Genomic DNA, 13,103 nt, shown 5'->3' with positions numbered 1-13,103 from the left:
TCGACATTGACCGCTTCGCCTGTGTTCTGTCCGGTTTGCTTGGCCAGCTTGACGGCTGCGCTGCTGCTCTCGATCGCCAGGTCACCTTCGACTTGGAAGAAGCCGTACACGTCCAGCACCAAGTGGCCGCTCGCGCGTTTCATCTCGCCCTTGGCGCCGTCGAGGGTCAAGGCCAAATTCTGGGTTGGACCCGTGGGCACTGCGAGCACGGTTTTGCGTGCGCTGTTCGTGTCGGCAGGATCGGTCAGGCCGTAGTCCACCACATGGGTGGCCGCGCCGTTGGCCTGGTTGATGGCCACCGCCACGCCGGTGGCAGACACCTTCAAATCGTTGCCCAAGCCCACAAAGCTCACCGAACCTGCGGTGGCTTGCAGCGTGGTCCAGCCGCGCATCACGGTGCCAGCGGCTTCGAGGCCGGTGCGGTGTTCGGTCAGCAAGGCCAAGCCCAGTTCGACGTTGGTCAAGCTCAAGCCTGTGGCGGCGGAGGACAAATGCCCTTGGCTGTCGTAGCTGCCGTTCATGCCGGCAAACGCATTCAGGTTGGAGCCACCGATCAGCAAAGCATCGACTTGCACGGTGTTGCCGTTGTCCAAGGTAACGCTTTGGGTTTTGGAGACGATGCCAAAGTCGCCCACTGCGGCCACAAAGCCCAGCACGTTGAGTGTCAAATGGCCCCGGACTTCGGTGAGTTCGCCCACCGTGCCGTCTAGGGTCATCTTGAAGGTGTTGCCCACCGCACTGCCGGTGCGCACGGTCAATGCAGTCTTGCGCGCGCTGTTGGGGTCCAGGGGGTCCGTCAGGCTGTAGTCGACCACCAGCATGTGTTCGGCCTGCGCCGCCTTGGTGGTGGTCGAACCGGTTTGCTCGGTGGTCAGGCTGACGGTGAAGGTTTTGGCCACCGGCGTGACCACCAAGTCGAGCACGTTCACCCCCAGCAGTGAGCCACCGAAGCCCAGCTCCAGCACTTTGCCACTCCAGAAACTCACCGTGGCGCTGCCGGCAAAGCCGCCGCCGACTTTGGTGTTGAGCCCTTGCAGCATGGCGGTGACCACGGTCTGCACCTGGGCCTGGGTCATGCTGGCGTCGATGGCCGCGCTGGTCTGTGACTGACCGCCGTGGCTGATTTGCAAGGTGAAGCCCACGTCGCTGGCCGCCGAGGTCAGGGCCACGCGTTGCAGCTCGCCGGTTTTGAGCTGGCCTTGGCGCACATTGCTCGGCTGCACCACAGCCAAGCTCAGGTTTTGCGCATTCAAGGTGCCGCCAAAGTAAGCGGTGATGTCGGCCACGTTTTGGTTGGCCAAGGCGCTGCCAAAGGTCAGCGTCAAGCCGATGCGCCGTCCTGCGGTTTGCGTGCCATCGACCGCCACGGTGACGTTGCCCGCACCGAACAAGGTGTTGAGCGCCGCCTGCGCGTTGGCCTGCAAGGTGCTGGCGGTGCTGCTGTAGGCAATGGCAGCGCTGTCGTGGCGGGTGCCGTTGCTGTCAACGTAAGAAATTTGGAAATTGCCTTGGGGCAGCTGCTCATCCACCGTCAAGGACACCAGACGCAGGCTGTCGAGGCTGATGCCTGCGAGGTTGCCCGCGAACTGCACGTCGTAGCGGTTTTCTGTGCCCGACACGGTGACCGTGCCCAAGCTGCCCAAGGTGGTGTTGTCGCTGGCCTTGGCCAGGCGCAAGGCCGCTTGCACGGTGCCCACCGAGCTGCCCAGGGTCAGGTCGGCGCTGGTGTAGGTTTTGCCGTTGTAGCTCAGGCTCAAACGGTACTTGCCAGAGGCGCTGTCTTGGCGGTCGATGACCACCTCTTGCACCTGGGCTTGGGCGGGCGAGCCGTTGCTGACCAAGCGGTAATTGAGCGTGGTGCTGGCAATGCTGATGCCTTTGCTGGCGAGGTCTTGGTGTCCCAAGGCACCGACGAAGGTGATGGTGTATTTTTCGCCGCCTTTGTAGCTGGCGTCGTACTGAACATCCACCGCCGAGGTGTCGGCCACATTGCCCGTCAAGCCCTTGAACAAGGTGGCGTAAGCGGTTTTGAGGTGGGCGATGTTGGTGGCGGTGTTGCCCACCACAAAGGTGCTGCTGGCGGTGCTGCCCACCGCCGCTGAGCCCTGGGCTTGCAACTCGAACAGGCCCAGGTTTTGGCCTTGCAAGCTGCCGCCGGCCGTGACCAGCACCTCGCTGGCGGTGGTGTTGGCGCGTAGCACCGAGAACTTGGCACCAGGAATGCCAGCGCACGCGCTGTTGAGCGCGGTTTGAATTTCTGCCGCGGTGGCATGCCCAGAGATGAGCGCGGTTTGGTACGTAGCGCCCGCGTAGCTCAGGGTCAGCGTGAAGCCTTGGTTGAGGGCGTCGGCGCCCAAGACCACGCGCTGCACTTGCGACACCGCCGCCACACCAGGGGTGACCACTTGGGTGCTGGCACTGGCATGGGTCAGGCCGCTGTCGTCCACGCTGATGTCGGCCACATTCGCTTGGGACAAGGCGCCCACAAAACGGATGTCCAAGCCCATCAGGCCGGTGTTGGACTGGGCGGCATTGAAGCCGACCTGGATGTTGGCAGCGCCCACGTTGGAGAGCGCGGCCAAGGCAGTTTGCACGCGCTGGGCCAGCAGTGTGCCGTTGGTGGTGTAGCGGATGTCGCCCGTGGTCTGACCGGCAAAGCTCAGCTTGAAGGTGCCCGTGGGGGCCAAGGCCGCTGCCGTGGTGTTGACAGTGAGCATCGACAGGTTTTTGCCTTCGAGCGCGCCCCGGAAGGTGACCAAGTAGTTGGAACTGGCGCTGCTGCTGACGTCGACCGAGCCACCGGTGCTTGAGAGCGCGGCATTCAAGGCATAGCGCACGGTGGCCGCATTGGCGCCGAGTTGAATGCCCGTGGTGGTGTAGGTCTGGCCGTTGTAGCTCAGACTGAGGGTGAAGCTGCCACTGCCGCCGCTCAGGCTGACCTTTTGAATTTCAGGCTGGCCCACACCGCCGCTCTTGAGCGTGGTGTAGCTGTAGCCGGTGGTGGAGGTTTTGGCGCTGCCCAGGTAGAAGTTGAAGCCGGTGTCAGGCATCGCCCTGCCCGCCAAGGCGCCGACAAAGGTGACCACGTAACGGTCGCCCGTGCCGCTGAAGCTGGTGTCGCGGGTGACGGTGACGGCCGAGGTGTCGACCACGCCGCCAGTCAAGTCTTTGAACAAGGTGGCGTAGGCCGAGCGCATCTCGCTGATCGTTTGCGCCACGTTGTTGCTGTTGCGGTAGACCGCACGCACCTTGGTGGCGGGGTCAGACAGGCGGAAGATTTGGTATTCCTGGATGACCTTGTCGGCCTTGAACACCACGGCCAAGGAAGCCGATTGGCCCACCGAGCCCGCTTGCAACTCGCTGACTTGGCTGGTGAGGGTGGAGGTGGTGGCCGTGGTGTCGCCCACCAGGTTCAAGCGCTGCACTTCGCTGGCGCCCACCACCGCGTCGGTTTGCTGTTGCACCAAGCCGTCGTTGACCAAGTACACGGTGTAGCTGCCCGCCACACCCGGTGAGGTGAAGACGATGCTGTTGCTCTCGTTCACGCCAGCCTGAGCAGGCACCACGGTTTGCACCGCCACCGTGACCGGGGCGGGAGCGTCGCGCAGGGCCTGGACGGTGAGCAGTTTGATCTCGCTGGTGCCGGCCTGGGCAGACTGCAGCGTGGTGACTTGCGCGGTCACGCTGGCGGCGGCGGCCGTCACGGTCAATCCCGTGACGTTGACGCCAGACTTGGCGCCGACAAACTCGATCTCATAGCCGTCTTCGCGGTTGCCCGTGATCTTGACGTTGTTGGCCGAGCCCACACTGGCCAAGCGGCCGATGGCGGCGCTCAGCAAGGTGATCATCTCCAGCTCGGTGGTGTCGGCACCCACCTGCACCACTTGGTTGCCGCTTCCGTCGCCGAAGGTCAAGTCACCCACAAAATCGGTTGGCACTTTCAAGGCCAGCTTGGTGTTGACCTTGGTGGTGGTGGCGCCTTGGGCCGCGACCTTGATGCCACGGTTGACGTTGACCAGCAGGTCTTGCACCTGCAAGGTCAGGCCATCAAAACCGACCACGCTGGCGGAGCCGGCCGTGGCTTGCAAGCTGGTGAAGTGGCGGGCCGTGTCATCGGGGTCGCCAATCAGGGCCAGGCCGAAGTCGACCGAGCCCAGGCTCAAGCCCTTGGCGTCGGCGCTGCCGGCGTTGACACCGGCAAAGGCGTCAACCCCATGGCCACCCACGGTGATCAGGTTGGCGTGCTCGATGACCGAGCCATCGGACAAGGTCACGGCTTGCGCGCGTTGCTCCAAGGCAAAGCTGCCCTTGACGGTGAAGAAGCCAAACAGGTCGATGTCCAAGCTGCCGGCGGCTTTGAGGATCTCGCCCTCGCTGCCCAACATGGACAGGGCCAAGCTGGTGCCAGTGCCGGTGGGGATGCTCAAGCTGGTTTTGCCGCTGGCGTAGTCGACCACCGCGTCGTTGAGCTTGCCCGCTTGGTTGATCGACACGGTGAGGCCGGTGGCCGAGGCCGTCAGGCCGCTCAAGCCCACAAACGACAACGAACTGGCCGAGGCTTGCAAGCTGGTCCAGTTGCGGGTCGGGTCGGCCTTGGCGCTGAGCAGGGCCAAACCAAACGAGGCGTCGTTGAGTTGCAGACCGATGCGGTCGGCGGAAGTTCCGTTGATGCCCACAAAAGCCGAGATCCCCGTGCCGCCCACCAACAACGCGTCGGTGGCCACGGTGGTGTTGTTGGCCAAGGTGACGGTCTTGGACGACGACTCAAAGGCCATGCTGCCGCTGAGGGTGATGAAGTCATACACCGTCAGCTGCACGTGGCCAGAGGCACGGGTCAGGTTGCCCAGGCTCCCGTTGGTGTCGAGCGTGACGGTGGCGCCGGGCCCGGTGAGCACATCGAGCGAGCGGAAGCTGTGGTCGATCACCACATCGCCCGCACCGCCGACACCGGCCACGCCACGGTTGATCTCGACCGACAAGTCGGTGGCTTGGGCGTCAAAGCCCGCCAGACCCACCAAGGCCACCGATTGGGCTTGGGCTTTCAAGGTGGTGAATTGGCGTGCGGTGGCATTGCCCACCGGCACTTCGCTGATCAGGGCCAGGCCAAAGTCCACGCCTTGCATGGACAAGCCAATGGCATGGGTGGTGCCGCCTTGGATGCCCGCGAAAGCATCGACCCCGTGGCCGCCGATGGTGAGCAAATTGGCTTTGATCTTGGTGGGCGCCTTGGCCTTGGCGGCGTCGTCTGAGAAGTCGCCGTCGTTGAGGAAGAACTCTTCTTGGCGGCGCTCGATGGCAAAGCCACCTGCGACTTGGAAGAAACCAAACGCATCGATCTGCAAATGGCCCGACGCGCGCATCAGCTCGCCTTGCGCGCCGTCCAGGGTGAGGGTCAGCGTGCTGGCCGTGCCGGTGGCCACTTGCAGCGCGGTCTTGCGGGCGCTGGCTTGGTTTTGCGGGTTGCTCAGCGCGTAGTCGACCACCGCATCCGACAGCTTGGTGGCTTGGTTGACTTCGATCGACAAGGTGTCGGCGCTGACGGTCAACCCCGTCACGCCGGTGAAGGCGGCGGCTTTGGCCGTGGCCTGCAAACTGGTCCAGCTGCGGGTCTGGTCGGCGGTGTCGCTCAACAAGGCCAAGCCAAAGTCCACCCCGGTGAGCTGCAAGCCGACTTGGTTGGACTGGCCGCCATTCAAGCCAGCAAAAGCATGCAAATTGGAGCCGCCGATCAGCAAGGCACGCGCGCTGCGGGTGGTGCCGTCGGACAACTTGAGGTCGATCGGGGTGCTGGCTTGTTGCAGGGCAAAGTCGCCGTCGACCTGGACAAAACCAAACACGTCCAGGGTCAAATGCCCGGCCACTTGCAACAACTGGCCTTTGCTGCCGTCCAAACTCAGGGCCAAGCTGCTGGCGGGTCCGGTCAAGATCGACAGATCGGTTTTGCCCGTGCGGTAGTCGACCACCGAGGTGTCGGCCGCCGCGCGGTTGACTTGCAACTGCAAGCCGTCGGCCGCGATGGTCAGCCCGTCCACGCCCACAAAAGAGGCGCTGGTGATGCTGGCTTGTGCGCTGGTCCAAGCGCGCGGGGTGACGGGGCTGCCGTTGATCTGGCGTTCGCTGACAAAAGCCAGGCCGATGTCCACGCCCTCGACCGCCAGGCCCAAGGCATTGGCTTGGCCACCGTTGATGCCCGCAAAACCGGACAGGCCATGGCCGCCGAGCAAGAGCAGGTCGACGTTGACGGGGGTGGCCGATTCGTCGGCTTGGGTGGACGCCACATCGGCCAAGGTGACGGTGCCACGGCGTTTTTCCAGCCCAAAGTCGCCCGCGACTTGGAGCGAGCCGAACACATCGACGTTGAGGTGGCCGCTGGCGCGGGTCAACTCACCCAGGGCGGCGTCCATCGACAAGGTCACGCTGGCGGGTGCCACGTGGGTGCCGGTTTGCACCTCCAGGCCTTGGGCCAGGTAGTCGATCAGGCTGCCATCGGTGGCGGCACGGTTGAGGGTGACGGCCAGGGTGTCGACCGACACGGTCAGCCCGGTCACGCCCGTGAAGCTGGCGGCGCCCACCTGCGCGCTCAGGCTGCTCCAGTGGCGCGGCGTGGCTCCGGGGTGGTCCACATCGGGTTTTTCGGTGGCCAAGACCAGGCCCACATCGGCTTGGCTGATGTTCAGGCCCATGGCGCTGGCGGTGCCCCCACCCACACCGGCAAAGGCTTGGGTGACGTGGGCGCCGAGGGTGAGCAAGTCCATCTGAACCGCTTTTTTGTCACCCAAGGTCAGCTCGGCATCGCGCTTTTCAATGTCAAACGTGCCTTGGGCTTGCACAAAGCCAAAGGCGTCCAAGGTGAGCGCCCCACTGGCGTGGGTGAGCTCGCCTTTGGCGCCGTCCAGGCTCAAGGCAAACGTGGCGCCTGCGGGGCCGCTGGGCACGCTGACCGCATGGGCGGTGTAATCGACCACCAAGGTGCTGGCTTGCTGCGCGGCCACCTGCTCGGTGTGGCCCACTTGGGTGGCTTGCAAGGTGGCGCCCATGGCCGTAGCCTGGGCTACCACCGTGACCGCAGCCACATCCAAGCCTGCCAGGTTGCCGCCAAATTGCAGCAACAGGGTTTGGCCGTTCCAGAAGGTGACGGTGACGTTGCTGCCCCAGGCGGCGGTGACGGCGGTTTGCACTTGGGCCAGGCTGGACGTCAGCGCCAGGCTGGCGGTGGTCTGGCCTTGGTGGGTGAGCGCAAAGCTCCCGTCTTGGGCGTTGGTGGTGAAGGCAATCCTTTGCACCTCGGCCACAGCGGCGTGGCCCTGGGTCAGGTTGTACGGTGTGGCCGTGGCGCGGGTGAGACCGCTGGAGTTGGTGCTGATGTTGGCCACATCCACGCCGGCCAAGGCCCCCGAGAAGCTCAGGGTGAAGTGCGAGGCGCTGGCGGTGGAGCGGGTGTTGTCATAGACCACCGCGATGTCGTTGGCCGACCAGCTGAACGCACTGACCAAAGCCGCCTTGATGTTGGCGGCTTGGGTGGCCTGGGTGGCGCTGTAGGCGATGTTGCCGGTGGTTTGGCCGTTGTAGCCGATGGTGAAGCTGCCGCTGGGGGCCAAGGGCGCCAGCGTGACCTGGGCTTGCAGCATGGCCACGTCGACGCCTGCCAAACTGCCGCCAAAGCTCACGCGGTAGGCATGGGCCCCGTCGGTGGTGACCGACACCGTGCCCACTGCGCCAAGCGCGGTGTTGAGGGCGCTGGCCACATCGGCGGCACTGGCGCCCAGCGCCAAGGCGCTGGTGGTGTAGGTGGTGGCGCCTTGTTTGAGGCTGAGTTTGAAGGTGCCGCTGGAGGTGGTGTCGAGCACCAAGCGCTGGACCTCGTGGGTGGCCGCTGCGCCTTGGCTGCGGTTCAAAGGCAGCACATCGCCGGTCATCGACTCGCTGACCACCAAGTCGGCGATGTCGGTCTTGGCCAGGCTGCCCGAGAAGCTGATGGTGTAGCGGTGGCCGCCCCCGGTGTAGCCGCTGTCAAAGGCCACGGTGATGGCGGTGGTGTTGCCGGCCAGCCCCAACAAGGTGGCCATGCCGGCCTTGATGTTGGCGGCGTTGTTGGTGACGTCGTTTTGCACGAAGCGCACCGTCGCCACCGTGCCGGGGGTGCCCGACAGGCTCAAATCGTAGGTGCCCTTGGAGGTGTAAGGCGTGGTGAACAACAGGGCTTTGACTTCGTTGCTGCCCGCCCCGGCCGCCACCACCTGGGTCACGCTGACATCGACCGGCGCACTGACCACGCGGTCGGCGACGATGACGATGTCTTTGACTTCGTTGACGGCCGCCACGGCGCTGGTGTCGGTGGTGACGGCCACCGACACCGCAGGCACCGGGGCCGTCACGGCCAAACCGGTGACGGCGGTGCCGCTCAGGCTGCCGACAAACTCAATGTCATAGCCTTGGATGCGGTCGCCCGAGACACGCACATTGCCGGCCCCCACCGTGGACAGGCTTTCCAAGCCCGAGGTGAGCGCGGTGATGACTTGGGCGTTGGTTTCTTGACCGGTCAAGGTGACCAACGCGGTGCCCGCCCCCAAGGTGAAGCGCAGGCCGCCCGCCGCTTGACCCGTGAGGTCCAGGTGGTAGAGCGCGTTTTGGATGTCGCTCGACGAGGGCTTGCCGGCCACGTGGACACCCCGGTTGACCTCGATGCCCAGATGGCTGCCTTGCAAGGTCAAGTCGGAGATGCCGGTGAAAGCCGCCAAATTGGCGCTGGCTTGCAAGGTGGTGAATTGGTGCGAGATATCGGCGCGGTCGGTGGCCAACAGCAAGCCAAAGTCCACGCCTTGCAGCGAGAAACCCAGTTGCGATGCGCTGCCGCCGTTGGTGCCCAAGAACGCGTTGACGCCGCTGCCGCCCACCGACAGCGTGTCGGCATGGATGACTTTGCCGTCCGACAGCGTGAGGTCTTGCTGTTTGCTCTCAAAAGCGAAGCTGCCTTGCAACTCAAAGAAGTTGAAAACATTCACGTCCAAGGTGGCGGCTGCGCGCAGCAGCGGGCCACTGGCGCCGTCCATGTTGAGCGTGAGCGTGCTGCTGGCGCCGGTGGCCACGGCCATGCTGTGGGGCGACCAGTCGAGCACTTTGCGGCTGGCGGCCACGGTGTCGGCTTGGTTGATTTGCAGCTCGATGTTTTGTGCGCTGGCGGTCAGGCCGTCGACCCCGGTGAAGCTGGCCGAGGCAATGCTGGCTTGCATCGCGATCCACTCGCGGGCGGTGTTGCTTTGGTCGGCCGCCACCACCGCGCCAAAGCTGGCACCGCTGAAGCCCAAGCCGACGGCCTCGGCGGTGCCGCCGTGCATGCCGATGAAACCCGAGGCGTTGCTGGCGCCGATTTTGAGCAGGTTGGCGGTGGTGGCACTGGTGTCGCCTTGCACCCACACCGAGCCTTGGCTCTTTTCAAATGCCACATCGCCATGGAACTGGGCAAAGCCCAGGAGGTCGATGTCCAGCGTGCCCGAGGCACGGGTCAACACGCCCAAAGAACCCGCCACATCGATCTGGGTGGTGGAGCCGGTGCCGGTGCTCACCGTGAGGGCGTTGGCGCCGGCAAAGTCGAGCACGGTCGAATCGCTGGCCGCGCGGTTGATGAGCACGGACAGGCCGCTGCCTGCCACCGTGAGGCCATCGATGCCCACCACCCCCACCTGTCCGGCCGAAGCTTTGAAGCTGGACCACTCACGCGGTGTGGCCACCCCGTGTTCGCTGGCCAGCACCAAGGCAAAGCTGGCGTCGCTGAGCGACAAACCTGCGGCATCGGCCGTGCCTGCGTTGATGCCCGCGAAGGCCTGCAAACCGGTGCCGCCAATGGTCAGCAGATCGGTGGACACCGTGGCCGACGTGCTGGCAACCCGCGTGTGCAAGTTGGTGGTTTTGCGGGTGATGGCCAAGTTGCCTTGGGCTTGGAAGAAGCCAAAGGCGCTGAGGTTCAGGTTGCCACTGGCACGCAGCAAGTTGCCGTCGGCGGCCGCCATGCTGAAGGTCTCTTGGCTGGTGGGGCCGGTGGCGACCACCAGGTTTTGTGCGTTGTAGTCGATCAACTGGCCGTCGGAGGCGGCCTGGTTGACTTCAACCAAGAGGTCGCGGCCGGTGGCTTGCAAGCCGTCCACGCCGGTGAGCGAGACGCTGGCGGCCGAGGCCTTGAGGCTGGTCCATTCGCGGGCGGTGCCAGAGGCGACGTGTTCGCTGGCCAAAACCAAGGCCAAGTCGACGCCCGACATGTCCAGGCCCACGGCCTGGGCGGTGCCACCGTTGACGCCGGCAAAAGCTTGGATGCCGTGGGCGCCCAAGGTGAGTTCATCGACCGTGACGGTGTTGCCGTTGCCGAGTTTGAGGGTGTTGGTTTGTTTGCTCAGGGCAAAGTCGCCGTCGAGCTGCACAAAGCCAAAGACATCCACATTCAGGTGGGCGCTGGCTTGCAACAAAGCGCCACGGCTGCCGTCCATGCTCAAGGCCAAGCTGGTGCTCACGCCCGTGGCCACCGACAGCGTGGTTTTGCCAGCGGCGTAGTCGACCACTTTGTTGTCCGACGAGGCGCGGTTGATTTGCACCGAGATGTTGCTGGCCGTCAAGCCCAAACCGGCCACGCCCACGAAGGCGGCGCTGTTGGCCGTGGCTTGCAAGCTGACCCATTCACGCGGGGTGGCGACGCCGGTTTCGGCCATCAGGGCGAGGCCGAACTCCACCCCGGTCAAGTTCAAACCGGTCTTGCCCGCGTTGCTGGCGTTGACGCCGACAAAGGCGTCGAGCTGGGTGCCGCCCACGCGCAGCACGTCGACCGCTGTGGGGCTGGTGTTGCCCGAGAGCACCACCGATTGGCTGCTTTTCTCCATCGCCAAGCTTCCGCTCAGGCTCAAGAAACCAAAGGCTTGCACGTCGAAGGTGCCCGCGGCTCGCAGCAAGCGACCTTGGGCCCCGTCTTCCGACAGGCTGACGTGGGTGCTGGCGCTGGTGCTGACGCTGATGGGGGACGTGAGGGTGTCGAGCACCGGGTCAAGCGCTTGGCCCGCCTGGTTGACGCTGACCACCAAGTTGGAAGAATTCAGCGTGAGGTCGGTGACCCCGGTCAAGGCGGCGGTGCTGGCGGTGGCCTTGAGGCTGCTCCAAGTGCGGGTGGCGTCGGCTTTGTCGGTGACCAAGGCCAGCGCGATCTCGGCGCCCGTGAGGTTCAAGCCCATGGCCTGTGCGGTGCCACCGTCCAGGCCCGCAAAGGCGTTGAGCGAGGTGGCGCCCAAGGTCATGACGCGGGCGGCCACCACGCGGCCATCGGCCAAGGTGACGTCTTGGTCGGCTTGTTGGAACATGAACTGGCCCGAGGCTTGGACAAAGCCAAACACATCGAGGGCCACGGTGCCACTGGCTTGCAACAAGCTGCCCAGGCTGCCGGCCATGTTGAGGGCCAGGCTGGTGCCCACGCCGGTGGCCACCGAGAGCGAGGTTTTGCCTGCGCTGTAGTCGACCACGGCGTCTGCCGCAGTCTCGGAGCGGTTCATGGCAAAAGCCAGGTTGCTGCCGCTCAAGGTCAGGCCGGTGAACCCCGTGAGCGCGACCGAGGAGGCACTGGCTTGCAGGCTGGTCCAACGGCGGCTGGGGGTGGTGGTCGAGGCCATCAAGGCCAAACCGAACTCGACGCCTGTGAGGTTCAAGGCCACGCCGTTGGCGTCACCCAAGACCGCCGAGACGCCCGTGGCGCCCAGGGTCATGACGGTGGCTTGGACGCCGGTGGTGGTTTCGTTGTCGGCGGTGCCCGTGGTGTCGGCCGCCAGCTTGACGGTGACGGCAGCGCTGCTGTGGTGGAACGCAAAGTTGCCGCTCAGGCGCAAGAAGTCGCCCGCCACGACGGTCGCGCCAGTGAGGCGGACCTCTTGCAAGCCAGCCGACAAGTTGCCAAAGGTGTAGCTGGTGCCCACCACAGAGATTTGGCGTCCGGCCACGGCTTGGTCGGTCGAGTTCCAGCTGATTTGGGTGGTGTTGGCGCTGGCTTGCACCACACTGCCCAAGGACAGGCTGATGCCGCCACTGGCTTCCAACATCGTGCCGGCATGTGACGCGGCATTGCTGACCACCATGGCGACCGATGCGTTGGTGACGCCGGCCTTGAAGTCGCCTGCGGTCATCCAGACATTGGCGCTGGAGGCCAAGACCTTGATCTCGCCCGTGATGCCGTCGCGCTCGAAGGCAAAGTCGCCGCTGACCGAGAAGGTGCCGGCCAAGGTGGCTTGCAGGTTGGTGACGCTGACCGCCGGTGTGCCTTGCACGCCCAGAGTGGGCAAGGTGTAAGCGAACTCGCCAAAGCTCAGGGATTTGCTGTTTTGGCTGGCGCCTGTGGTGTTGACGCGCAACAAGGCCGAGTCGGCACTGGCCGAAGCGAAGCTGCCACCGCTGAGCGAGAAGCCGCCGGTGGCCTCTAACCAATAGGTGCCATTGGCCAGCACTTCCAAACCAAAACTGGCGCCGGTCACACTGGCCGTGACGCCGCCACCGCTCAAGGCGGCGGTGATGCCGCTGCCCGCGACTTCCAGCACGTTGTTGCTGCGGGTGAAACCCAGGGTGCCGCTCAGGTGGACGGCACTGCCAAAGTCCACCGTCACGCTGCCGCTGGCTTGCAACAAGGTGCCACGGCTGCCGTCGATGCCCAAGGCCAGGCTGGTGCCCACGCCTGTGGCCACCGACAGCGAGGTTTTGCCTGCGCTGTAGTCGACCACGGCATCGGCCACGGCGTCGGCGCTGTTCAAGGCAAAGGCGAGGTTGTTGCCGCTCAAGGTGACGCCACTGACCCCGCTAAGGGCGACCGATGTGGCGCTGGCTTGCAAAGAGGTCCAGCGGCGCGACGGTGTGGCGGTTGAAGCCATCAGGGCCAGGCCAAACTCCAGCCCGGTCACGCCCAAGGCCGGGCCTGTGGCGCCGCCCAAGACAGCGTTCAAGCCGGTGGCGCCCAAAGTCATGACGTTGACTTGCACGCCGGTGGTGGTTTCATCGGCCGCCGTGCCTGCGGTGTCTGCGGCGAGCTTGACGGTGACGGCTGAGCTGCTGCGGTGGAAGGCAAAGTCGCCGCTGGCGCGCAGGAAGTC

General features: G+C 64.9%; 1 protein-coding gene. It reads right to left on the bottom strand.

All coding sequences use genetic code 11. From position 1 onward, the window contains the following. On the bottom strand, positions 1-13,103 hold a 13,103-nt coding region (locus ACKWJN_RS15390; RefSeq protein ID WP_408598345.1), incomplete at both ends, for a beta strand repeat-containing protein.

Source organism: Limnohabitans sp. (assembly GCF_046052825.1).
Classification (GTDB): Bacteria; Pseudomonadota; Gammaproteobacteria; order Burkholderiales; family Burkholderiaceae_C; genus Limnohabitans.
The sequence above is the reverse complement of the archived record's forward strand: the minus strand, read 5'-3'. Positions and strand labels throughout refer to the sequence as shown.